Source organism: Streptococcus mitis, from assembly GCF_009496285.1.
Classification (GTDB): Bacteria; Bacillota; Bacilli; order Lactobacillales; family Streptococcaceae; genus Streptococcus; species Streptococcus mitis_BP.
In genome coordinates this window covers 74,786-97,511 of sequence record NZ_WIJK01000003.1, presented here as the reverse complement: position 1 = coordinate 97,511, position 22,726 = coordinate 74,786, and the positions used below count along the sequence as shown (strand labels likewise).

23 protein-coding genes are annotated in these 22,726 nt (G+C 40.6%); 18 read left to right on the top strand and 5 right to left on the bottom strand.

Annotated features, from left to right (window positions below; genetic code table 11):
• Positions 1-11 precede the first annotated feature (11 nt).
• Together phoU and GEZ89_RS01910 are read left to right on the top strand one after the other, a co-directional pair.
• Positions 12-665: a phosphate signaling complex protein PhoU gene (phoU, locus tag GEZ89_RS01915; protein ID WP_049526968.1), complete on the top strand. Its 654-nt coding sequence runs from the start codon at positions 12-14 to the stop codon at positions 663-665.
• Positions 666-822: 157 nt separating this feature from the next.
• Positions 823-1,638 carry an ABC transporter substrate-binding protein gene (locus tag GEZ89_RS01910; RefSeq protein ID WP_153224761.1) on the top strand — a complete coding sequence of 272 codons (816 nt, stop codon included), beginning with the start codon at positions 823-825 and terminating at the stop codon, positions 1,636-1,638.
• Positions 1,639-1,655: 17 nt separating this feature from the next.
• On the opposite strand, the gene GEZ89_RS01905 is transcribed toward GEZ89_RS01910, so the two are convergent.
• Complete coding sequence (locus tag GEZ89_RS01905; protein ID WP_153224760.1) at positions 1,656-2,930, bottom strand: PLP-dependent aminotransferase family protein; 1,275 nt, start codon at positions 2,928-2,930, stop codon at positions 1,656-1,658.
• 374 nt (positions 2,931-3,304) lie between these two features.
• Here GEZ89_RS01905 and budA point away from each other — a divergent pair, with 374 nt between their 5' ends.
• The 10 genes from budA to alaS all read left to right on the top strand — a co-directional run bounded on the left by budA (position 3,305) and on the right by alaS (position 13,545).
• Positions 3,305-4,033: an acetolactate decarboxylase gene (gene budA / locus GEZ89_RS01900; protein WP_153224759.1), complete on the top strand. Its 729-nt coding sequence runs from the start codon at positions 3,305-3,307 to the stop codon at positions 4,031-4,033.
• Positions 4,034-4,045: 12 nt separating this feature from the next.
• Entirely contained in the window at positions 4,046-4,798 is a 753-nt protein-coding gene (locus GEZ89_RS01895) for a YhfC family intramembrane metalloprotease (protein ID WP_153224758.1), read from the top strand.
• 115 nt (positions 4,799-4,913) lie between these two features.
• A complete protein-coding gene (gene murB, locus GEZ89_RS01890) occupies positions 4,914-5,819 on the top strand; it encodes a UDP-N-acetylmuramate dehydrogenase (RefSeq protein ID WP_153224757.1) in 906 nt (301 codons plus the stop codon).
• Positions 5,820-5,980: 161 nt separating this feature from the next.
• Positions 5,981-7,138 (top strand): ABC transporter ATP-binding protein, encoded by a 1,158-nt coding sequence (locus GEZ89_RS01885; RefSeq protein WP_000742906.1) that lies wholly within the window; start codon positions 5,981-5,983, stop codon positions 7,136-7,138.
• Entirely contained in the window at positions 7,119-7,925 is an 807-nt protein-coding gene (locus GEZ89_RS01880) for an ABC transporter permease (RefSeq protein WP_000754116.1), read from the top strand. The genes GEZ89_RS01885 and GEZ89_RS01880 overlap by 20 nt, the downstream gene beginning before the upstream one ends.
• Positions 7,922-8,695 (top strand): ABC transporter permease, encoded by a 774-nt coding sequence (locus GEZ89_RS01875; RefSeq protein WP_045763347.1) that lies wholly within the window; start codon positions 7,922-7,924, stop codon positions 8,693-8,695. The genes GEZ89_RS01880 and GEZ89_RS01875 overlap by 4 nt, the downstream gene beginning before the upstream one ends.
• Positions 8,692-9,762, top strand: coding sequence for an ABC transporter substrate-binding protein (locus GEZ89_RS01870; protein ID WP_153224756.1), 1,071 nt, complete (start codon positions 8,692-8,694; stop codon positions 9,760-9,762). The genes GEZ89_RS01875 and GEZ89_RS01870 overlap by 4 nt, the downstream gene beginning before the upstream one ends.
• Positions 9,763-9,900: 138 nt before the next feature.
• The gene (locus tag GEZ89_RS01865; RefSeq protein ID WP_153224755.1) at positions 9,901-10,152 is read left to right on the top strand and encodes a hypothetical protein; all 252 of its coding nucleotides are present in this window, start codon (positions 9,901-9,903) and stop codon (positions 10,150-10,152) included.
• 272 nt (positions 10,153-10,424) lie between these two features.
• Positions 10,425-10,910: an LURP-one-related/scramblase family protein gene (locus tag GEZ89_RS01860; protein WP_153224754.1), complete on the top strand. Its 486-nt coding sequence runs from the start codon at positions 10,425-10,427 to the stop codon at positions 10,908-10,910.
• Between the two features lie 16 nt (positions 10,911-10,926).
• Complete coding sequence (alaS, locus tag GEZ89_RS01855) at positions 10,927-13,545, top strand: alanine--tRNA ligase (protein ID WP_153224753.1); 2,619 nt, start codon at positions 10,927-10,929, stop codon at positions 13,543-13,545.
• A 233-nt stretch (positions 13,546-13,778) separates the two neighbouring features.
• Here alaS and gdhA read toward each other — a convergent pair whose 3' ends face one another.
• A complete protein-coding gene (gdhA, locus tag GEZ89_RS01845; RefSeq protein ID WP_153224752.1) occupies positions 13,779-15,125 on the bottom strand; it encodes an NADP-specific glutamate dehydrogenase in 1,347 nt (448 codons plus the stop codon).
• Between the two features lie 224 nt (positions 15,126-15,349).
• Between gdhA and GEZ89_RS01840 the strand changes: the two genes are divergently transcribed.
• The 6 genes from GEZ89_RS01840 (at position 15,350) to GEZ89_RS01815 (ending at position 20,437) form a co-directional block, all read left to right on the top strand.
• The gene (locus GEZ89_RS01840) at positions 15,350-16,285 is read left to right on the top strand and encodes a dihydroorotate oxidase (RefSeq protein ID WP_153224751.1); all 936 of its coding nucleotides are present in this window, start codon (positions 15,350-15,352) and stop codon (positions 16,283-16,285) included.
• Between the two features lie 33 nt (positions 16,286-16,318).
• Entirely contained in the window at positions 16,319-17,356 is a 1,038-nt protein-coding gene (gene holA, locus GEZ89_RS01835) for a DNA polymerase III subunit delta (RefSeq protein WP_075231690.1), read from the top strand.
• A gap of 69 nt (positions 17,357-17,425) precedes the next feature.
• Positions 17,426-18,031, top strand: coding sequence for a superoxide dismutase SodA (sodA, locus tag GEZ89_RS01830; RefSeq protein ID WP_153224750.1), 606 nt, complete (start codon positions 17,426-17,428; stop codon positions 18,029-18,031).
• A 156-nt stretch (positions 18,032-18,187) separates the two neighbouring features.
• Positions 18,188-19,096 carry a LysR family transcriptional regulator gene (locus tag GEZ89_RS01825; RefSeq protein ID WP_153224749.1) on the top strand — a complete coding sequence of 303 codons (909 nt, stop codon included), beginning with the start codon at positions 18,188-18,190 and terminating at the stop codon, positions 19,094-19,096.
• Positions 19,093-19,554: a signal peptidase II gene (gene lspA, locus GEZ89_RS01820; protein WP_153224748.1), complete on the top strand. Its 462-nt coding sequence runs from the start codon at positions 19,093-19,095 to the stop codon at positions 19,552-19,554. Before GEZ89_RS01825 ends, lspA begins: the two co-directional genes overlap by 4 nt.
• On the top strand, positions 19,544-20,437 hold the full coding sequence (locus GEZ89_RS01815; protein WP_153224747.1) for an RluA family pseudouridine synthase: 894 nt from the start codon (positions 19,544-19,546) through the stop codon (positions 20,435-20,437). The genes lspA and GEZ89_RS01815 overlap by 11 nt, the downstream gene beginning before the upstream one ends.
• A 25-nt stretch (positions 20,438-20,462) precedes the next feature.
• Here GEZ89_RS01815 and ffh read toward each other — a convergent pair whose 3' ends face one another.
• Genes ffh through GEZ89_RS01800 form a run of 3 tightly spaced genes read right to left on the bottom strand, consistent with a single transcriptional unit; the run spans position 20,463 to position 22,596 of the window.
• Positions 20,463-22,028, bottom strand: coding sequence for a signal recognition particle protein (gene ffh, locus GEZ89_RS01810; RefSeq protein WP_075231685.1), 1,566 nt, complete (start codon positions 22,026-22,028; stop codon positions 20,463-20,465).
• Positions 22,029-22,045: 17 nt separating this feature from the next.
• Positions 22,046-22,261, bottom strand: a complete 216-nt coding sequence (locus GEZ89_RS01805) for a 2-oxoglutarate:acceptor oxidoreductase (protein WP_075231684.1) — start codon at positions 22,259-22,261, stop codon at positions 22,046-22,048.
• Between the two features lie 2 nt (positions 22,262-22,263).
• On the bottom strand, positions 22,264-22,596 hold the full coding sequence (locus GEZ89_RS01800; protein ID WP_049503199.1) for a putative DNA-binding protein: 333 nt from the start codon (positions 22,594-22,596) through the stop codon (positions 22,264-22,266).
• Positions 22,597-22,726 lie beyond the last annotated feature (130 nt).

Sequence of the window (22,726 nt, the reverse complement as noted above, 5' to 3'; positions counted from 1 at the left end):
GGAGTGAGAAGATGTTACGATCTCAATTTGAAGAAGATTTAGAGAAATTGCATAATCAGTTTTATGCCATGGGACAAGAAGTTCTTTCCCAAATCAATCGTACTGTACGTGCTTTTGTTACTCATGACCGTGACTTGGCAAAAGAAGTCATTGAGGAAGATGCAGAAGTAAACGAATACGAAGTGAAACTTGAAAAGAAATCATTTGAAATGATTGCCCTACAACAGCCAGTTTCACAGGACTTGCGAACAGTTTTGACAGTTTTAAAAGCTGTTTCAGACCTAGAACGTATGGGAGACCATGCAGTATCTATCGCAAAAGCAACGATTCGTATGAAGGGTGAGCAACGTATCCCTGCAGTTGAAGAAGAAATTAAAAAAATGGGTCGTGAAGTAAAAAACTTTGTTGAGGCTGCTTTAGAACTTTATTTGAATGGTTCTGTGGATCAAGCCTATGAAGTTGCAACTATGGATGAAAATATCAACCATTACTTTGATAATATTCGAGACCTTGCTACAGAGGAAATCAAGAAACATCCTGAAGCCATCATCACAGGTCGTGATTATTTCCAAGTTATTTCTTACTTGGAACGCATCGGTGACTATGCAAAAAATATCTGTGAATGGGTTGTTTACTTTGAAACAGGTAAGATTGTTGAATTGTAAGATTGATTAATTATGCAAAAAAAGGAGCTTGTTAGTAAGTAAAAGCTCCTTTTTTGAAAGAAAAAATGAAAATTTTTCATAAAAATTTAAAATATGCTTGACAAACAAAGTTTATAGAGTTATAATTATACAAAATTAACAGAGAGGTTGTTTATTTATGAATTTTAAAAAATGGATATTTGTCTTATGTAGTTTTCTTGCAAGCTTCTTTTTAGTAGCTTGTCAGTCATCTGACTCAAGCTCACAGTCAGCAGTGGAGGCCATCAAACAAAAAGGTAAATTAGTGGTCGCAACTAGCCCAGACTATGCACCATTTGAGTTTCAAGCACTTGTAGATGGGAAAAATCAAGTTGTCGGTGCTGATATTGATATGGCACAAGCAATCGCTGATGAACTTGGTGTAAAATTAGAAATTTCAAGTATGAGTTTTGATAATGTCTTGACCAGTCTTCAAACAGGAAAAGCAGATTTGGCCATTGCGGGAATCAGTGCAACTGAAGAAAGAAAAGAAGTCTTTGATTTCTCAATTCCTTACTATGAAAACAAGATTAGCTTCCTAATCAGAAAGTCCGACCTTGAAAAATACAAGGATTTGGATTCTCTAGCAAGTGCAAATATTGCAGCTCAAAAAGGAACTGTACCTGAATCAATGGTTAAAGAGCAACTTCCAAAAGCACAGTTGACTTCATTGACCAACATGGGAGAAGCAGTTAATGAGCTTCAATCAGCTAAAGTAGATGCCGTTCATATGGATGAGCCAGTAGCACTAAGCTATGCTGGTAAGAACTCTGATTTGGCAGTTGCTTCAGTCAGCTTGACTATGACAGAAGGTGAAGCTAATGCTGTAGCTATCAAAAAAGGTAACTCAGATTTGAAGGAAGTAGTTGATAAGGTCATCCAAAAACTGAAAGATGACGGAACTTACCAGACTTATCTTGAAAAAGCTGCTAAGCTAACAGAAGTAGAACAATAAGAAAACAGAGTTGGATCTTAGTCCAGCTCTGTTTTTAAGTAATCTAGTGTGGTTTCTATCTTTTCAAGAGGCACTTTGGCAAAGTGATAGGGACAAGTAGACAAGTAGGAGGTCTCGAAAAAGTCAAGATCTAGAGAACTGTGTTTGAGACTTGCAATTTTAGGATACTGTCTCAAATCAAGTAAGAGTCCATCGTGGAGTGGATAGGTTGGGAGATTGATAGGATTACTTTTTAAAAGTTTTTGAATCTGAGCTTGCTTCTTTTCTTGGAGGACTAGTCTAGCTAGTCTATTTTTTTCGAATAATTGACTATCAATGTAGAGGGATAAGGCCTTTTGCATGATAAGGTTGTTATCATAGTCAAGGATATTTTTATAGGACACAAAGGCTTCTTTGATGGCATTTGGAAGTATGAGGGCAGTAATCCGAAGAGCAGGGAAAAGACTGGTAGAAAAGGATTTGATATAGATGACCAGATCATTTTGGTCTAGATAGTGGAAGGTCTGCCCCATTTTGGGATCGAGATCCCCCAGATAGTCATCCTCGACGATGTAAATCTGATACTTGGCAGCCAAATCTAGAATGGCTCGTTTTTCTTGGTCCGTATAGGAATGTCCTAGAGGATAGTGAAAACGGGGAATGGTATAGAAAAACTTAATCTTTCCTTTTTTAAAGTGTTGCTCTAGTTCATTTAGATCAATCCCATCAATCCGTCGTTCAATGGTTTGATAGGGAAGCCCCTGAGCCAGCAGGAGTTGGTTCATTCGATGATAGGTAGGTTGCTCAACCAGAATTTCCTGCGTCCGACTCGGAAAGTCTATCTGAGAAAGGATAAAGAGAGCCTGCTGGGTTCCAGAGGTTAGAACCAGTTGGTCTGGTTTACTGTAGATAGCTTGCTCAAAAAGTAGTTTCTGAACAGACTTTCGTAATTCTTCTAACCCCTCTTGGTGTTCATAGTAGTTGTAGAGATAGTTTTCTCGACCAATCAAGCTTTCGTTTACACAAAGACGAAAGTCATCATAGGCACCCAAGTGCTCATCATTGACTAAAATTTCTAGATCATCATGACTACTTTGTTGCTCCAAAGCATAGTAACCACTTTGAGGTTTGGAGTAGATATATTTCTGGTATCGGAGTTCTAAGAGTGCGCGCTGTATGGTGTCTTTGCTACAGTGAAAATCTTGACTGAGTCTTCGAATAGATGGCAGGCGACTTCCAGTGGGAAATCTACCTGATTCTATCTCATTTTTTAGATAGTGAACGACTTGTTCATACTTGCTTTCTTGCTTCATCCCAGACCTCTCATGATTTTGTTACATTGTACCTTTTTTTTAGAAGTTTGGCAATGTTATATTCTTCGAAAATCTCTGCAAACCGCTTCAACGTCGCCTTGCCGTATATATGTTACTGACTTCGTCAGTTCCATCTACAACCTCAAAACAGTGTTTTGAGCCGCCTTCGTCAGTTCTATCCACAACCTCAAAACAGTTTTTTGAGCTGCCTTCGTCAGTTCTATCCACAACCTCAAAGCATTGCTTTGAGCAACCTGCGGCTAGTTTCCTAGTTTGCTCTTTGATTTTCATTGAGTATTAAAAGGTAGTCTAGCATTCAATTCTAATCAGAAATGTGATATACTTAGTAAGTAAAATTTTCAAAGAAGAGTGAGATGATAAAGGTGCAAGAACCAGTAAAATTATTTCAATACAATACTTTAGGAGCGCTGATGGCCGGACTTTATGGAGGAAGTCTAACCGTTGGTGAATTGCTCCAACATGGTGATTTAGGTTTAGGGACGCTGGACTCTATCGATGGCGAGCTTATTGTCTTAGATGGTAAAGCTTATCAAGCCAAGGGTTCAGGTGAAAAACCAGAGATTGTTGAAGTTTCACCAGATGCGCTTATTCCCTATGCAGCAGTTGTCCCCCATCAGGCAGAAGTTATATTCCGTCAGCGTTTTGAAATGACCGATCAGGAGTTAGAAAAGAGAATTGAGTCTTACTATGATGGTGAAAACCTTTTTCGTTCTATCAAGATTCATGGTGATTTCAAGAACATGCATGTGCGCATGATTCCTAAGTCAACCTCTGAAACTAAGTTTGCAGAAGTAGCAACGCATCAGCCAGAGTATAGTCGCGAAAATGTTTCAGGAACCATCGTCGGCTTTTGGACACCTGAAATTTTCCATGGAGTTAGTGTTGCTGGTTACCATCTACACTTTATCTCAGATGACCTAACCTTTGGTGGCCACGTTATGGACTTTGTCATCAAGGAAGGTATTGTAGAAGTGGGAGCTGTTGACCAACTGGATCAACGTTTTCCTGTTCAGGATCGTCAATATCTATTTGCTAAGTTTAATGTTGACGAGATGAAAAAAGATATCGATAAGTCAGAATAAAAGGAGTCAAATATGAAAATTCATGTAATAATAACGATGCTGGCCTTGTTTGCCGTCCTCATTGCAGCAGTTTGGTACGCAAGAAAGAAATACAAGATTAATTTTGCAGTTTTGGGACTTGGGGCAGTTGCCTTTTTTGCCTCATCACAGGTTTTAGAAAAAATCGTTCATTTGCTGGTTCTTCGACCTCAGAGAGATGGAACCATTGCTCTCATGACAGAGAATCCCCTTCTCTATGTGATTTATGGAATCTGTATGGCTGCCTTATTCGAAGAAACAGCCCGCCTAATCTTTTTCAAATGGTTGAACAAAAAAAGAGAGATGGAAGATTCAGATGCCCTCGCCTATGGTCTTGGTCATGGTGGGCTAGAAATGATTTATATCGGAATTGCTGGTTTACTCAATCTCTTTATCCTATTTTCAGCAGTTGAATCGCAAAATCCAGCTATCATGCAACTCTTACCTGAGAGTACACTTGCAACCATTCATAATCTAGCAGCTTGGCAGATTTATCTTTTGGGAGTCGAAAGAATTCTTGCCTTGATTCTTCAAGTTGGATTGACCTTCTGGGTTTTCCAAGCTGTTCGCCAAAAAAAATGGATTTATCTAGTAGCAGCTTACGGTCTGCATGCTTTATTTGATCTGGCACCGAGCCTTTCTCAAGTTGGCTGGATTTCAAATCCTCTGGTGGTAGAGGGAATTTTAGTAGTAGAAGTTTTGGCTTTCGTTTTCCTAACAAAATCAATCTTTTACAAGAAGCAGTAATATCAAGGAGGCCTAGCCTCTTTTTTGTATTGTCTCTGGTAAAAGGTGACATAATCATCGAAAAAAATCGCTAAAAATGGTATAATGGAATGAATTTCATAAAAGGATTAGAAAAATGACTGTATCAGATAAATTAAAAGAAACCTTAGAAGGAATCGATATTCGTTTCGACGAACCTTTAAAAACCTATACTTATACAAAAGTTGGAGGAAAGGCAGATTATTTAGTTTTTCCACGCAATCGCTATGAGATGGCTCGTGTGGTCAAGTTTGCCAATCAGGAAAACATTCCTTGGATGGTTCTTGGAAATGCAAGTAACATTATCGTTCGTGAGGGTGGAGTTCGTGGCTTTGTAATCATGTGTGACAAGCTCAATAATGTCTCTGTTGATGGCTATACCATTGAGGCTGAAGCTGGAGCAAACTTGATTGAGACTACTCGTATTGCCCTACGTCATAGTTTGACTGGTTTTGAATTTGCTTGTGGTATTCCAGGAAGCGTCGGTGGTGCTGTCTTTATGAATGCTGGCGCTTATGGTGGTGAGATTGCTCATGTTCTCCAGTCTTGTCAAATCTTGACTAAGGAGGGTGAAATCGAAACCTTGTCTGCTAAAGACTTGAACTTTGGTTACCGTCATTCAGCTATTCAAGCATCAGGGGCAGTAGTCCTTTCTGCTAAGTTCGCCCTAGCTCCAGGTAATCACCAAGTCATCAAACAGGAAATGGACCGCTTGACTCACCTTCGTGAACTCAAGCAACCTTTAGAGTATCCTTCATGTGGATCAGTTTTTAAACGTCCAGTGGATCATTTTGCAGGTCAATTGATTGCAGAAGCAGGCTTGAAAGGTTATCGTATCGGTGGCGTCGAAGTCTCAGAAAAGCACGCAGGCTTTATGGTCAATATTGCTGATGGAACTGCTAAGGACTATGAGGAATTGATCGAGTCTGTCATTGAGAAGGTTAAAGAGCACTCAGGTGTTACTCTTGAGCGAGAAGTTCGTATCTTGGGTGAACATGAGTAAATAGTAGAAATAGCTTAGCTGCTACTAACTAGAATGTAGAGGGGGTGAAAGCCTATCGGTAGCGAAGATGCATGCAGGAGGCCTAACTCCTTGCAAGAGGTAGTGGCGGCCTGACAGAGCCCTGATCTGTTAATCTATGAAAAAGAAGGAATTTATGCCAATTGAAAAAACCAATTATCGAATTCAAAAACGTTTCTAAAGTTTTTGAAGATAGCAACACCAAGGTTCTCAAAGATATTAATTTTGAGTTGGAAGAAGGGAAATTTTATACACTGCTAGGTGCATCTGGTTCAGGAAAATCAACCATCCTAAATATCATTGCAGGTTTGCTAGACGCAACGACTGGAGATATTTTACTGGACGGCGTGCGAATCAATGATATTCCGACTAATAAGCGTGATGTTCATACAGTCTTCCAGTCTTATGCCTTGTTTCCACATATGAATGTCTTTGAAAATGTTGCCTTTCCATTGCGTTTGCGTAAGGTCGATAAGAAAGAAATCGAACGACGTGTGCTAGAAGTACTTAAGATGGTACAGTTGGAAGGTTTTGAAAAACGTTCTATTCGTAAGCTTTCTGGAGGACAACGTCAACGTGTAGCAATTGCGCGTGCTATTATCAACCAACCTCGTGTGGTACTCTTGGATGAGCCTTTGTCAGCCTTGGACTTAAAATTGAGGACAGACATGCAGTATGAACTGCGTGAATTGCAACAACGATTGGGTATTACCTTTGTTTTTGTTACCCACGATCAGGAAGAAGCCCTGGCTATGAGTGACTGGATTTTTGTCATGAATGATGGAGAAATTGTTCAGTCAGGTACACCAGTTGACATCTACGACGAGCCAATCAACCACTTTGTTGCAACCTTTATCGGTGAATCAAACATCTTGCCAGGAACCATGATTGAGGACTACTTGGTCGAATTTAACGGCAAACGCTTTGAAGCGGTCGATGGTGGTATGAAGCCAAATGAACCGGTTGAAGTCGTGATTCGTCCAGAAGACTTGCGCATAACACTTCCAGAAGAAGGCAAGCTCCAAGTTAAAGTTGATACCCAGCTTTTCCGTGGGGTTCACTATGAGATTATCGCTTATGATGAACTGGGCAATGAATGGATGATTCACTCAACTCGTAAGGCCATCGTTGGTGAGGAAATCGGTCTGGACTTTGAACCAGAAGACATCCACATCATGCGTCTCAATGAAACAGAAGAAGAGTTCGATGCTCGTATCGAAGAATATGTAGAAATCGAAGAGCAAGAAGCAGGTTTGATCAACGCTATCGAGGAGGAAAGAGATGAAGAAAACAACCTCTAAACTCTTTGTAGTGCCCTACATGCTTTGGATTGCACTCTTTGTTTTGGCACCTTTGGTCTTGATTTTTGGGCAATCCTTTTTCAACATCGAAGGCCAGTTCAGTTTAGAAAACTATAAATCTTATTTTGCGTCACAAAACTTGACCTATCTCAAAATGAGTTTTAACTCAGTTCTTTATGCAGGGATTGTAACTCTAGTGACGCTACTTATCAGCTACCCAACAGCCCTTTTCTTGACCCGCCTCAAACACCGTCAACTCTGGCTCATGCTGATCATCTTGCCAACTTGGATCAACCTGCTCCTTAAAGCCTATGCCTTTATCGGGATTTTTGGGCAAAATGGCTCTATCAACCAATTCCTTGAATTTATCGGAATCGGTTCGCAGCAGTTGCTCTTTACGGATTTCTCATTTATCTTTGTTGCAAGCTACATCGAGCTTCCATTTATGATTTTACCTATCTTCAATGTCTTGGATGATATGGATAATAACCTTATCAATGCGAGCTATGACCTTGGTGCAACCAAGTGGGAAACTTTCCGTCATGTCATCTTTCCTCTGTCTATGAATGGAGTGCGAAGTGGTGTCCAATCTGTCTTTATCCCGAGTTTAAGTCTCTTCATGCTGACACGTTTGATTGGGGGGAACCGAGTGATTACCTTAGGGACTGCCATCGAGCAGAACTTCCTGACAAACGATAATTACGGTATGGGTTCAACTATCGGTGTTGTTCTTATCCTGACCATGTTTATCACCATGTGGGTGACTAAGGAAAGGAGAGAACGATGAAAAAATTATCAAATCTTTACCTAGCCTTTGTCTTTATCGTCCTCTATCTGCCAATCTTTTACTTGATTGGTTATGCCTTCAATGCTGGGGATGATATGAATAGCTTTACAGGCTTTAGTTTGTCTCACTTTGAAACCATGTTTGGCGATGGAAGACTCATGCTCATCTTGGTTCAGACATTTTTACTAGCCTTCCTATCAGCCCTGATTGCGACTGTTATTGGGACTTTCGGTGCTATCTACATCTACCAATCACGCAAAAAATATCAAGAAGCCTTCCTATCACTCAATAACATTTTGATGGTTGCCCCAGACGTTATGATTGGTGCCAGCTTCTTGATTCTCTTTACACAACTCAAGTTTTCTCTTGGCTTTCTGACGGTTCTGTCTAGTCATGTGGCCTTCTCCATTCCAATCGTAGTGCTCATGGTCTTGCCTCGATTAAAAGAGATGAATGGAGATATGATTCATGCGGCCTATGACCTTGGTGCCAGTCAGTTCCAGATGTTCAAGGAAATTATGCTTCCTTACCTAACGCCGTCTATCATTGCAGGATACTTCATGGCTTTCACCTATTCGCTGGATGACTTTGCCGTGACCTTCTTTGTGACGGGAAATGGTTTTTCAACCCTCTCAGTCGAGATTTACTCTCGTGCTCGTAAGGGGATTTCGCTAGAAATCAATGCTCTTTCAGCCTTGGTCTTTCTCTTTAGTATTATCCTAGTTGTCGGATATTACTTCATTTCACGTGAGAAGGAGGAGCAAGCATGAAACGACTCTATTCATTTTTAGCAGGAATTCTAGCCATTATCCTTGTTTTGTGGGGAATTTCTTACCATCTTGACAGTAAAATCAATAGTCGTGATAGTCAAAAATTGGTTATCTACAACTGGGGAGACTATATCGCCCCTGAACTTCTGGAGAAATTTACAGAAGAAACAGGAATCCAAGTCCAGTATGAGACCTTTGACTCCAACGAAGCTATGTACACGAAAATCAAGCAGGGTGGAACGACTTATGATATTGCTATCCCAAGTGAGTACATGATTAATAAGCTGAAGGACGAAGACCTTCTAGTTCCACTGGATTATAGTAAGATTGAGGGCATTGAGAATATCGGTCCAGAATTTCTCAACCAGTCCTTTGACCCAAACAACAAGTACTCTATCCCATACTTCTGGGGAACTTTGGGAATCGTCTACAATGAGACTATGGTGGAAGAAGCGCCTGAACATTGGGACGACCTTTGGAAGCCAGAGTATAAGAACTCCATTATGCTTTTTGATGGGGCGCGTGAAGTGCTTGGTTTAGGCCTTAACTCACTAGGCTATAGCCTCAACTCAAAAGATCCACAGCAGTTGGAGGAAACAGTAGACAAACTTTACAAGCTAACGCCTAACATCAAGGCTATTGTTGCGGATGAGATGAAGGGGTACATGATTCAGAATAACGCTGCCATCGGTGTGACTTTCTCAGGTGAAGCTAGTCAGATGTTGGAAAAGAATCCTAACCTCAAATATGTCGTTCCGACAGAAGCAAGTAACCTCTGGTTTGACAATATGGTGATACCTAAGACAGTTAAGAACCAGGATGCTGCCTATGCCTTCATTAACTTTATGTTGAAGCCCGAAAATGCTCTCAAAAATGCAGGGTATGTCGGCTATTCAACACCAAACAATCCTGCTAAGGAAATGCTCCCTGAGGAGACCAAAGAGGACAAGTCCTTCTATCCAGATGCAGACACTATGAAACATCTAGAGGTCTATGAGAAATTTGACCATAAATGGACAGGTATCTACAGCGATCTCTTCTTACAGTTTAAGATGTATCGGAAGTAGGAATAAATAAAAGAACGAATCAGTCAAGCTGGTTCGTTTTTTGAATAGTTGTATAGCTGTATATTTTTACTATCCTATTTGCTTATTTTATAGCCTAGTAGTATACTAATCTTATCTTAATAGAAGGCGGTAACAAAGATGAAAATGTCTGTTTTCTTCAAAAAAAGTTTCTGGCCAACCTTTTTGATTGTTAACCAAACAGCTATACTATTCCATTTAAAGGATGGCTTGGATCGACAATACCTAACAACGGATTCCATACATTTGGTGATAGGTTACTTTATATTTGCAAATATTTTCATAGCTATCTTTAGCAATTCGAAAAGTTGGAATAAAAGTTGGGATAAAAGGAAAAATGGGAGTAAGAAAAAATATATCCTGAAAAAGTAACCAGAGATATAGGGAGTTGGTTATTTAAATGAGGATCATTTCCAGTTGACTCAAACTCAAAAAAACAGTATAATAGGAGTGTTGAGAATTGATTTTCTCTCCATCTTAGTTCAGAGAATTGGCGGTGCTGCGAGCCATCTAAGATAGAAAATCATGCTACTCAATCTAACAATTGCATAAGAATCAAGAATGACAAGTTCATTGAATGAAGGTGGTACCGCGGTTTTTCGCCCTTCGTGATATGGATTTGTCTTTTATTTTTGGAGGTGTTTATGAGAACATTTCATGTCAAACAAAAATTTCGCCTAGGTGGTGAACGTTTTGATATCAAGGATGAAATGGGCAATGTCGCCTATCAGGTTGAAGGTTCATTTTTTAAGATTCCTAAAACCTTTACCATCTATGATGTTGCTGGTGAACAGGTCAGTGAGATTAGTAAGGAAGTCTTAACTTTCCTACCTCGTTTTGAAATTCAACTGAGTAACGGCGATCATTTTTATATTCGGAAGAAGTTGACGTTCTGGAAGGATAAATATGAGTTTGACAATCTCGGTCTTCGTATCGAAGGAAATGTCTGGGATTTGAATTTTAAATTGCTAGACGAACGCGATCAAGTAATTGCGGAGATTGCCAAGGAACTTTTCCATTTAACCTCTACCTATACTGTAACCGTCTACGACGAATCTTATGCTGACCTAGTCATTTCCCTCTGTGTCGCTATCGACTATGTGGAAATGCTAGAAAGCCAATCAAATTAGTAAAAAGGAGATACATATGAAACAATTATCTAGTGCACAAGTCCGCCAAATGTGGCTTGATTTCTGGGCTACAAAAGGCCACTCAGTAGAACCATCCGTTAGCTTGGTTCCAGTAAACGACCCAACACTTTTGTGGATCAACTCAGGGGTTGCCACTCTTAAAAAATATTTTGACGGAACTATTATCCCTGAAAATCCACGGATTACCAATGCTCAAAAAGCCATCCGTACCAACGATATTGAAAACGTAGGGAAGACTGCTCGTCACCATACTATGTTTGAAATGTTGGGGAACTTCTCAATCGGGGATTACTTCCGTGACGAAGCAATTACATGGGCATATGAGCTTTTGACAAGTCCTGAGTGGTTTGACTTTCCTAAAGACAAACTTTACATGACTTATTATCCAGATGACAAAGATTCATACAACCGCTGGATTGAAGTGGGAGTGGACCCAAGCCACTTGATTCCAATCGAAGACAACTTCTGGGAAATCGGTGCTGGACCTTCTGGACCTGATACAGAGATCTTCTTTGACCGTGGAGAAGCTTTTGACCCAGAAAATATCGGTCTTCGTTTACTTGCAGAAGATATCGAAAACGACCGTTACATCGAAATCTGGAACATCGTTTTGTCACAATTTAACGCAGACCCTGCTGTTCCTCGTAGCGAGTATAAGGAATTGCCACACAAAAACATTGATACGGGCGCTGGTTTGGAGCGTTTGGTAGCCGTTATCCAAGGTGCTAAGACAAACTTTGAAACAGACCTCTTCATGCCGATCATTCGCGAAGTGGAGAAATTGTCTGGTAAGGTTTATGACCAAGATGGCGACAACATGAGCTTTAAAGTTATCGCTGACCACATCCGTTCTCTTTCATTTGCCATCGGTGATGGTGCCCTTCCTGGAAATGAAGGTCGTGGTTATGTCCTTCGTCGTCTTCTCCGTCGTGCCTCTATGCATGGTCAAAAATTAGGTATCAACGAACCTTTCCTTTATAAACTTGTTCCAACTGTTGGAAAAATCATGGAAAGCTACTACCCAGAAGTTCTTGAAAAACGTGACTTTATTGAGAAAATCGTTAAGAGCGAAGAAGAGTCATTTGCTCGTACTCTTCACTCAGGTCAACACTTTGCCCAGGGTATCGTAGCAGACTTGAAAGAAAAAGGACAATCTGTCATTGCTGGTCAAGATGTCTTTAAACTCTATGATACATACGGATTCCCAGTAGAGTTGACAGAAGAAATCGCTGAAGAAGCGGGTATGACTGTCGATCGTGAAGGTTTTGAAGCAGCCATGAAAGAGCAGCAAGAGCGTGCGCGTGCGTCTGCTGTCAAAGGCGGATCTATGGGTATGCAGAACGAAACCCTTCAAAACATTACTGTTAAGAGTGTCTTCAACTACAATGCTAGCCAATTGTCTTCTAAATTGGTGGCTATCGTAGTGGACAATGCAGAAGTAGAAGCTGTATCTGAAGGAACTGCTTCACTTATCTTTGCAGAAACTCCATTCTACGCTGAAATGGGTGGACAAGTTGCGGACCACGGTCAAATCTTGGATGCTGCAGGAAACGTAGTAGCGACTGTGACAGACGTTCAAAAAGCACCAAATGGACAAGCATTGCACACCGTTGAAGTTCTTGCTCCTCTTGCTTTGAACCAAGAATACACTTTGGCCATCGATAGCAATCGTCGTCACCGTGTCATGAAGAACCACACAGCAACTCACTTGCTCCATGCGGCCCTTCACAATATCCTTGGTCACCATGCAACTCAAGCAGGTTCACTTAATGAAGTAGAATTCCTCCGCTTTGACTTCACCCACTTCCAAGCCGTAACTCCAGAAGAATTGCGTGCTATTGAGCAACAAGTCAATGAGAAGATCTGGGAAGCCATCGCAGTTCAGACTGTTGAGACAGACATCGACACAGCCAAAGAAATGGGAGCTATGGCCCTCTTTGGTGAGAAATACGGTAAGGAAGTCCGTGTTGTCACCATCGGTGATTACTCTATCGAGCTTTGTGGTGGTACCCACGTTGGCAATACTTCTGAAATCGGTCTTTTCAAGATTGTCAAGGAAGAAGGGATCGGATCAGGAACTCGTCGTATCTTGGCAGTGACTGGTAAGGAAGCCTTTGAAGCTTATCGTGAACAAGAAGACGCTCTGAAAGCAGTCGCAGCAACCTTGAAAGCTCCTCAACTCAAAGAAGTACCTCATAAGGTTGAAGGACTTCAAGAACAACTCCGTCAATTACAAAAAGAAAATGCAGAATTGAAGGAAAAAGCAGCAGCAGCAGCGGCGGGTGATGTCTTCAAGAATGTTCAAGAAGCAAACGGACACCGTTATATTGCTAGCCAAGTTTCTGTTTCAGATGCAGGTGCTCTTCGTACCTTTGCGGATAACTGGAAGCAAAAAGACTATTCGGATGTGCTTGTTCTTGTCGCAGCAATCGGTGACAAGGTCAACCTTCTTGTAGCTAGCAAGACAAAAGACATCCACTCAGGTAACTTGGTTAAAGAATTAGCTCCAATCGTTGATGGACGTGGTGGTGGTAAACCAGACATGGCCATGGCAGGAGGAAGCAACCAAGCGAAAATCCAAGAATTGTTGGATGCAGTAGCAGGTAAGTTGTAATCACTTAGAGGCTGGGACAAAAGTCCTAGCCTCTCATTTTTCTTTGGATTGTCGAGCAAGACGCAGTGGTTGAGTGGGCTCTACTACGCTGATTTCATCAGCTTTTACAGCCCTACTCAACTGTGCGGAGGTGGGACGACGAAATCGAATTCTAACGAATTACCGATTTCTGTCCCACTCTCTTTTTGCATTAGAAAAACTCCCCACGAATAGTGAGGAGTTCATTTTTAGAATTAAACAATCCCTTGGGCAATCATAGCGTTTGCTACATTTTCAAAGGCTGCAATGTTTGCACCTGCAAGGTAGTCAGTACCAAGACCGTAAGTTTCTGCAGTTGCTTTAGCTGTGTTGAAGATGTTAGTCATGATATCTTTCAAACGACCGTCAACTTCTTCACGTGTCCATGAAAGGCGAAGGCTATTTTGGCTCATTTCAAGGGCAGATACAGCTACACCACCAGCATTGGCAGCTTTAGCAGGTCCATAAAGAAGGCCATTTTCTTTGTAGACTTTGATAGCATCAAGGTCACTAGGCATGTTGGCACCTTCAGATACACAGATAACGCCTTGAGCAACCAAGCGTTTCGCAGCTTCACCGTTGATTTCATTTTGAGTTGCACATGGAAGGGCAATATCATAGTTACCAGTGTAAGTCCATACAGAACCTTCGTAGTAGGTAGCAGTAGATTTTTCAGCGGCGTACTCAGTCAAACGAGCACGGCGTTTATTCTTCACATCTGCCAAAAGGTCAAAGTCGATACCATTTTCATCGATAACGTAACCGTTTGAGTCAGATACAGAGATAACAGTTGCACTAAGTTCAGTTGCTTTTTGAAGGGCAAATTGAGCTACGTTACCAGAACCAGAGATGACAACTTTTTTACCTGCAAAGCTATCACCATTAGCTTTGAGCATTTCTTCAGTGTAGTAAACCAAACCGTAACCAGTTGCTTCTGGACGGATCAAGCTACCACCAAATCCAAGAGGTTTACCAGTCAAGACACCAGCATCAAATTGGTTGAGGCGTTTGTATTGTCCGTAAAGGTAACCAATCTCACGGCCACCAACACCGATATCACCAGCAGGTACGTCAAGAGATGGTCCGATGTATTTTTGCAATTCAGTCATGAAGCTTTGGCAGAAGCGCATCACTTCAGCATCAGTTTTTCCTTTAGGATCGAAGTCTGATCCACCTTTACCACCACCGATTGGAAGTCCAGTCAAAACGTTTTTAAAGATTTGTTCGAATCCGAGGAATTTCAAGATCCCTTGGTTTACAGTTGGGTGGAAACGAAGTCCGCCTTTATATGGTCCAACAGCTGAGTTGAATTGAACACGGTAACCACGGTTAACTTGAACTTTTCCATCACGGTCAACCCAAGGAACACGGAAAGAAATCACACGCTCAGGCTCAGTGATACGAGCTAGGATATTTTCTTCGATATATTCAGGATGTTTTTCAAATACAGGTTCCAAGGTACTGAAGAATTCTTCAACCGCCTGGAGAAATTCAGCCTCGTGCCCATTACGAGCTTTTACAGTTTCAAAAACGCTTTGGATATATTCTTTAGCAGTTGTCATGTCATTCTCCTTTATTGTCATATTTTATTACGTGAGACATTATAGCAGAATTTTTTTCCAGTGTAAAGAAAAAACGTTGAATTGTCAAAAAATTCATTCAATTTTTTAGTGTTTTTCCTTGGAATTGGCAAAATACGAACATTTATTAGAATTAAGACTTTATTAAATAGAAATAAAATATGGTATAATAATAGAAAGAAAAAGGAATCTGGAGGATCAGAATCATGGTATCAACTAAAACGCAGATTGCTGGTTTTGAGTTTGACAATTGCTTGATGAATGCGGCTGGTGTGGCTTGCATGACCATAGAGGAGTTGGAAGGAGTTAAAAACTCAGCAGCAGGAACCTTTGTCACCAAGACAGCAACCTTGGAGTTTCGTCAGGGGAATCCTGAACCACGCTATCAAGATGTTCCACTTGGTTCTATAAACTCAATGGGGCTCCCAAATAATGGTTTAGATTATTACCTTGATTATCTTCTAGAATTACAGGAAAAAGAACCTAGCCGTACTTTCTTTCTCTCTTTAGTGGGAATGTCTCCAGAGGAAACTCATACCATCTTGAAAAAGGTTCAAGAAAGTGATTTCCGTGGTCTGACTGAGCTTAATCTTTCATGCCCAAATGTTCCAGGTAAACCTCAGATTGCCTATGATTTTGAAACAACCGATCGTATCCTGTCAGAAGTCTTCGAATATTTCACAAAACCTTTAGGAATCAAGCTTCCACCTTATTTTGATATTGTACATTTTGATCAAGCGGCAGCTATTTTTAACAAATACCCACTCAAGTTTGTCAACTGTGTTAACTCCATTGGAAATGGTCTTTATATCGAAGATGAGTCTGTCGTGATTCGTCCTAAAAATGGTTTTGGTGGGATTGGTGGAGAATACATCAAACCAACCGCCCTTGCTAATGTCCATGCTTTTTATCAACGCTTGAATCCAGAAATTCAGATCATCGGAACTGGTGGAGTATTAACAGGACGTGATGCCTTTGAACATATCCTATGTGGTGCCAGTATGGTGCAAGTAGGAACTACCCTTCATAAAGAAGGAGTAGCTGCTTTTGAGCGTATTACCAAGGAACTCAAAGAAATCATGGCGGAAAAAGGTTATGAAAGCCTTGAAGATTTCCGTGGTAAATTGAATTATATTGATTAGAGAAATGAATTTATCGAATAGAAAGGAGAGAAGATGCTAGCTATAGAAGAAAGCCAAAAGCTATCTTTATCAAACTTACCTAGTTTGACCTTGTTTACAGGCGTTGATCAAGGACAGTATGAAGTCATGAAAACTCAGGTGCTAAAGCAAATCGGCTACGATTCTGCTGATTTGAACTTTGCTTATTTTGATATGAAAGAAGTAGACTACAAAAGCTTGGAACTAGAGCTGGTCAGTCTTCCTTTCTTTGCGGATGAAAAAATTGTCATTCTAGATCATTTTGTGGATATAACCACTGCAAAAAAACGTTATCTAACTGATGATGAACTCAAGTCTTTTGAAGAATACTTAGAAAATCCATCGCCTACCAGCAAATTAGTGATTTTCGTAGAAGGTAAGTTAGATAGTAAGAGACGGTTGGTCAAATTACTCAAGAGAGATGCAACTGTGTTTGAGGCTCTTGAACCTAAAGAGCAAGAGTTGCGAGCTTATTTTCAAAAGTGGTCTCAGGAACAAGGACTTTCCTTTGATGGAAAATCCTTCGAACAGTTGCTTATCAAATCAGGTTTTCAATTCAGTGAAATTCAGAAAAACCTACTCTTCTTACAGTCTTATAAGGATGATGACCGTATTTCCGAAGAAGACATTGTTGAAGCTATACCAAAGACTTTGCAGGATAATATCTTTGACTTAACTCAGCTTATCCTCGCTAAAAAGATTGATCAGGCGCGAGATTTGGTAAAAGATTTGACCTTGCAGGGTGAAGACGAGATCAAACTGATTGCCATTATGCTGGGGCAGTTTAGACTCTATACACAAGTCAAGATTTTGGCAGAGTCAGGTCAGACGGAGTCCCAGATGGTTAGCAGTTTAGGGCACTATCTAGGTCGTAATCCTAATCCCTATCAAATCAAGTTTGCCCTTCGAGATACGCGAGGCTTATCCTTGAATTTCTTGCAAGATTCTATTCGCTATCTGATCCAAACAGACTATCAAATTAAGACAGGAGTTTATGAAAAAAGCTACCTATTTGAGAAGGCCTTATTACAGATTGCAAGTCAGTCAAATTGAGCAAATAACTTGAAAAAACGAGATGTTTACGTTATCATTTTTATATAGAAAGAAAAAGAGGTATTACAGATGGCTATTATCTTACCAGATCTTCCATACGCATACGACGCTTTGGAACCATACATCGATGCTGAAACAATGCATTTGCACCATGACAAACACCACCAAGCATATGTAAATAACGCTAATGCAGCTCTTGAAAAACACCCTGAAATCGGTGAAGACCTTGAAGCATTGCTTGCTGACGTAGAATCTATTCCAGCTGATATCCGTCAAGCGCTTATCAACAATGGTGGTGGACACTTGAACCACGCTCTTTTCTGGGAATTGATGACTCCTGAAAAAACAGCTCCTTCAGCAGAACTTGTAGCAGCAATTGATGCAACATTCGGTTCATTCGAAGAATTCCAAGCAGCCTTCACTGCAGCAGCAACAACTCGTTTTGGTTCTGGATGGGCTTGGTTGGTTGTTAACAAAGAAGGTAAGCTTGAAGTAACTTCAACAGCAAACCAAGACACACCAATCTCAGAAGGTAAAAAACCAATCTTGGGCTTGGACGTTTGGGAACATGCATACTATGTGAAATACCGTAACGTTCGTCCTGACTACATCAAAGCTTTCTTCTCAGTTATCAACTGGAATAAAGTAGACGAACTCTACGCAGCAGCTAAATAATCGCATTTGATAACACCCCTTTTTAGTTGGATTTTGGGTCTAGCTTTAAAGGTGTTTTTTGTTTACTTTGCTAAGAAGTCTAGGACACATAATTTTCCTTTGTTGGATAGGCTTGATTTATGGTATAATGATAAGATAGAAATCGAAGGAGAAGTCATGAATATTCAACAATTACGCTACGTTGTTGCTATTGCAAATAGTGGTACTTTTCGTGAAGCGGCTGAGAAAATGTACGTTAGCCAACCCAGTCTATCTATTTCTGTAAGAGACTTAGAAAAAGAGCTTGGCTTCAAGATTTTCCGTAGAACAAGTTCAGGCACTTTCCTAACCCGTCGAGGTATGGAATTCTATGAAAAAGCCCAAGAGCTGGTCAAAGGTTTTGATATTTTTCAAAATCAGTATGCCAACCCTGAAGAAGAAAAGGACGAATTCTCAATAGCTAGTCAGCACTATGACTTTTTACCACCGACGATCACAGCATTCTCAAAGCATTATCCAGATTATAAAAACTTTCGTATTTTTGAATCAACGACTGTTCAGATTTTGGATGAAGTAGCTCAAGGCCATAGTGAAATTGGGATTATCTATCTCAACAATCAAAACCAAAAAGGCGTTATGCAACGAATTGAAAAATTAGGTCTTGAAGTGATTGAGCTAATTCCTTTTCAAACCCACATCTATTTGCGAGAAGGTCATCCCCTAGCCAAGAAAAAAGAACTAGTCATGGATGATTTAGTAGATTTACCAACAGTTCGTTTTACCCAAGAAAAAGATGAATATCTCTACTACTCTGAAAATTTTGTGGATACAAGTGCCAGCTCTCAGATGTTTAACGTAACAGACCGCGCTACTTTAAATGGGATTCTTGAAAGAACAGATGCTTATGCGACTGGATCTGGATTCTTAGATAGCGATAGTGTGAACGGGATCACCGTTATTCCGCTAAATGATAATCTCAATAATCGCATGGTGTATGTCAAGCGTGAGGAAGTAGACTTGAGCCAAGCGGGAACCTTATTTGTAGAAGTTATGCAAGAGTATTTTGATCAGAAGAGGAAAGCATGAAAAAAAGAGGAATAGTAGCAGGGATTATAGCAGCCTTGATTGTATTAGATCAATTGGTAAAGGCGTACGTCGTTCAAAATATTGCTCTTGGTGAAGTCAAATCATGGATCCCAAATCTGGTCAGTTTGACCTATCTGCAAAATAGAGGGGCAGCCTTTTCAATGCTCCAAGATCAGCAGTGGTTTTTTGCAGTAATAACTCTTGTAGTTATGGCAGGGGCTATCTGGTATCTACATAAGCATATAGAGGATTCCTTCTGGACAGTTCTTGGATTGGTTTTGATTATTGCAGGTGGTCTAGGGAACTTTATCGATCGCATCAGTCAAGGATTCGTGGTGGATATGTTTCACTTAGACTTTGTTAATTTTGCTATATTCAATGTGGCAGATAGCTATCTGACAGTAGGAGTGCTTGTTTTATTGCTTGCAATGCTAAAAGAGGAAATGAATGGAAATTAAAATTGAAACAGGTGGACTACGCTTAGACAAGGCTTTATCAGATTTGACAGAATTGTCCCGTAGTCTCGCCAATGAACAAATCAAATCAGGCCAAGTCTTGGTCAATGGTCAGGTCAAAAAAGCCAAGTATACGGTCCAAGAGGGCGATGTCGTTACTTATCAGTTGCCAGAACCAGAGGTTTTGGAGTATGTAGCTGAAGATATTCCTCTAGAAATCATTTATCAAGATGAGGATGTAGCAGTAGTCAATAAACCTCAAGGTATGGTCGTTCATCCAAGTGCTGGTCATACCAGTGGTACCTTGGTGAATGCCCTTATGTACCATATCAAGGATCTATCAGGCATTAATGGTGTATTGAGACCAGGGATTGTCCATCGTATCGATAAAGATACATCTGGACTCTTGATGATTGCTAAAAACGATGATGCCCATTTAGCACTAGCTCAAGAATTGAAGGACAAAAAGTCTCTTCGTAAATATTGGGCCATCGTTCATGGGAATCTTCCCAACGACCGTGGAGTTATTGAGGCACCGATCGGTCGTAGCGAAAAAGACCGTAAGAAGCAAGCTGTGACTGCAAAAGGGAAACCAGCAGTGACACGTTTTCAAGTCTTAGAACGTTTTGGTGATTATACATTGCTGGAATTGCAACTGGAAACAGGACGAACTCATCAGATCCGTGTGCACATGGCTTATATCGGTCATCCTGTCGCTGGTGATGAGGTATACGGTCCTCGTAAAACCCTAAAGGGACATGGGCAATTTCTCCATGCAAAGACGCTAGGATTTACCCATCCAAGAACTGGTGAAACTATGGAATTTACTGCTGATATTCCAGAAATATTCAAGCAAACCTTGGAGAAACTTAGAAAAGAACAATAAAAAAAGGACTCAATTGAGTCCTTTTTTATTTGCGTTTTTTCTTAGCTTTTTTCATTTTGTTGGCCATGCGTTTCATGGATTGCTTCATAGCAAATTCACCGATTTTACCCTTGAGACCTCCACCAAGCATCTGGCTCATATCAGGCATTCCGGCTCCTCCAAGAGCAGACATATCCGGCATACCACCTTGTCCCATCATACCTTCAAGGGCTGACATATCCATGCCACCAGGCATGTTTTTAGGAAGGTTGTTAGGGTTGATGCCCATTTGCTTCATCATCTTGTTCATGTCACCAGACATGACACCTTGCATGAGTTGTTTGGCTTGGTTAAAGTCTTTGATGAACTTGTTGACATCGATAAAGGTATTACCAGAACCAGCTGCAATACGACGACGACGGCTTGGAGTGAGCAAATCTGGATTTTCACGTTCTTCAGGAGTCATAGATGAGACGATAGCACGTTTGCGAGCGATTTGTTTTTCATCCACCTTCATATTTTGAAGGGCAGGATTGTTGGCCATACCAGGAATCATCTTGAGCAAATCTTCCATTGGCCCCATATTTTGCACTTGATCCAACTGATCGATGAAATCGTTGAAATCAAAAGTGTTTTCCCGCATCTTTTCAGCCATTTCAAGGGCTTTTTGCTCATCGTATTCTTGGGAAGCTTTCTCAATCAGAGTCAGCATATCTCCCATACCGAGAATACGGCTGGCCATGCGGTCAGGGTGGAAGGTTTCAATATCAGTAATCTTTTCACCAGTACCAGTGAATTTGATAGGTTTTCCAGTGATGTGACGAACAGAAAGGGCAGCACCACCACGAGTGTCCCCGTCAATCTTGGTAAGGATGACACCGGTAACTTCTAATTGAGCGTTAAATTCTCGCGCAACGTTAGCAGCTTCTTGACCGATCATAGCATCGATGACGAGAAGGATTTCATTTGGTTGAGCAAGAGCTTTAACATCACGAAGCTCATTCATGAGAAGCTCGTCGATTTGTAAACGACCAGCCGTATCAATCAAGACATAGTCGTTATGGTTGGCTTTAGCTTGCTCCAAACCTTGGCGAACAATCTCCACTGCAGGAACTTCAGTTCCAAGAGCAAAGACAGGAACATCAATTTGTTGTCCTAGTGTTTTAAGCTGGTCAATAGCTGCAGGACGATAGATGTCGGCCGCAATCATCAAAGGACGAGCATCCTCTTCCTTTTTGAGTTTATTGGCAAGTTTACCTGCAAAAGTTGTTTTACCAGCCCCTTGCAAACCGACCATCATGATAATAGTTGGGATTTTTGGTGACTTGATAATCTCAGCAGTGTCTGAGCCAAGAACTTCTGTCAATTCTTCATTGACAATCTTGATGATTTGTTGAGCTGGATTGAGGGTATCAATGACTTCATGCCCAATGGCACGTTCACGAACCTTCTTGATAAAGTCTTTGACAACAGGTAAAGCAACGTCGGCTTCTAAAAGAGCCAGACGAATTTCTTTGGTTGCTTCTTGGATATCACTTTCTGTGATTTTTCCTTTTTTACGTAGGTTTTTAAAGACGTTCTGCAAACGTTCTGTTAAATTTTCAAATGCCATTATTTTCTCCTATTTTTTCAATTCAGTGGAAATCGTCCGAAATGTTGCAAACACTCTAGTTCTTCGGGTGTGACTTCTTTCATGATTTCAGTTGGATAACCCCAACAGCTAAAACCTTCTTTAAGGGCTTGAGGAATAGAATCAGGTGAGAGAATTTGTAGTCTTGTAGGAAATGGTTCCTCTGCTGCTAATAGTTTGCAAGGTATTCCTTTATAGACAACAAGATTTTCCATGATTACTCCCTATTATCAATACTGGTCAAAATCTCAATTTGCTCTTGTAGAAAACTGTCTTCTGGGTAGCGCTCCAAAATCTGGTCAAAAATCTGACCGCGAACAATGTAGTCAGAGTACATATGGAGCTTCATCTCATAGTCTTCCAGAATCTTTTCAGTTCGTTTGATATTATCATAAACGGCCTGGCGACTGACACCGAATTCTTCAGCGATTTCAGCTAAACTATAGTCGTCTGCATAGTAGAGTTCGATATAGTTCATCTGCTTATCGGTCAAAAGGGCTGCATAAAATTCAAACAGAGCATTCATTCGATTGGTTTTTTCAATTTCCATAAGATTTATTATACCAAAAAAAAGCCCAATCCGCTAGCTGGGGGCTGATTTTAGCTAGAAGTTAGAAAATGAGCTTTTCACTGTTCTTTTCTGACTATGAAGCCTTTTTTTGATATAATGGATAGGATTA

Bases quoted from the DNA above. Each gene is read 5' to 3' on its own strand.
- murB (WP_153224757.1), top strand. From the start codon at position 4,914: ATGACTGTATCAGATAAATTAAAAGAAACCTTAGAAGGAATCGATATT.
- phoU (WP_049526968.1), top strand. From the start codon at position 12: ATGTTACGATCTCAATTTGAAGAAGATTTAGAGAAATTGCATAATCAG.
- gdhA (WP_153224752.1), bottom strand. From the start codon at position 15,125: ATGACAACTGCTAAAGAATATATCCAAAGCGTTTTTGAAACTGTAAAA.
- budA (WP_153224759.1), top strand. From the start codon at position 3,305: ATGATAAAGGTGCAAGAACCAGTAAAATTATTTCAATACAATACTTTA.
- GEZ89_RS01875 (WP_045763347.1), top strand. From the start codon at position 7,922: ATGAAAAAATTATCAAATCTTTACCTAGCCTTTGTCTTTATCGTCCTC.
- GEZ89_RS01825 (WP_153224749.1), top strand. From the start codon at position 18,188: ATGAATATTCAACAATTACGCTACGTTGTTGCTATTGCAAATAGTGGT.
- GEZ89_RS01840 (WP_153224751.1), top strand. From the start codon at position 15,350: ATGGTATCAACTAAAACGCAGATTGCTGGTTTTGAGTTTGACAATTGC.
- GEZ89_RS01870 (WP_153224756.1), top strand. From the start codon at position 8,692: ATGAAACGACTCTATTCATTTTTAGCAGGAATTCTAGCCATTATCCTT.
- GEZ89_RS01880 (WP_000754116.1), top strand. From the start codon at position 7,119: ATGAAGAAAACAACCTCTAAACTCTTTGTAGTGCCCTACATGCTTTGG.
- lspA (WP_153224748.1), top strand. From the start codon at position 19,093: ATGAAAAAAAGAGGAATAGTAGCAGGGATTATAGCAGCCTTGATTGTA.
- GEZ89_RS01860 (WP_153224754.1), top strand. From the start codon at position 10,425: ATGAGAACATTTCATGTCAAACAAAAATTTCGCCTAGGTGGTGAACGT.
- GEZ89_RS01910 (WP_153224761.1), top strand. From the start codon at position 823: ATGAATTTTAAAAAATGGATATTTGTCTTATGTAGTTTTCTTGCAAGC.
- GEZ89_RS01895 (WP_153224758.1), top strand. From the start codon at position 4,046: ATGAAAATTCATGTAATAATAACGATGCTGGCCTTGTTTGCCGTCCTC.
- sodA (WP_153224750.1), top strand. From the start codon at position 17,426: ATGGCTATTATCTTACCAGATCTTCCATACGCATACGACGCTTTGGAA.
- holA (WP_075231690.1), top strand. From the start codon at position 16,319: ATGCTAGCTATAGAAGAAAGCCAAAAGCTATCTTTATCAAACTTACCT.
- GEZ89_RS01815 (WP_153224747.1), top strand. From the start codon at position 19,544: ATGGAAATTAAAATTGAAACAGGTGGACTACGCTTAGACAAGGCTTTA.
- GEZ89_RS01865 (WP_153224755.1), top strand. From the start codon at position 9,901: ATGAAAATGTCTGTTTTCTTCAAAAAAAGTTTCTGGCCAACCTTTTTG.
- GEZ89_RS01905 (WP_153224760.1), bottom strand. From the start codon at position 2,930: ATGAAGCAAGAAAGCAAGTATGAACAAGTCGTTCACTATCTAAAAAAT.
- GEZ89_RS01800 (WP_049503199.1), bottom strand. From the start codon at position 22,596: ATGGAAATTGAAAAAACCAATCGAATGAATGCTCTGTTTGAATTTTAT.
- ffh (WP_075231685.1), bottom strand. From the start codon at position 22,028: ATGGCATTTGAAAATTTAACAGAACGTTTGCAGAACGTCTTTAAAAAC.
- GEZ89_RS01805 (WP_075231684.1), bottom strand. From the start codon at position 22,261: ATGGAAAATCTTGTTGTCTATAAAGGAATACCTTGCAAACTATTAGCA.
- alaS (WP_153224753.1), top strand. From the start codon at position 10,927: ATGAAACAATTATCTAGTGCACAAGTCCGCCAAATGTGGCTTGATTTC.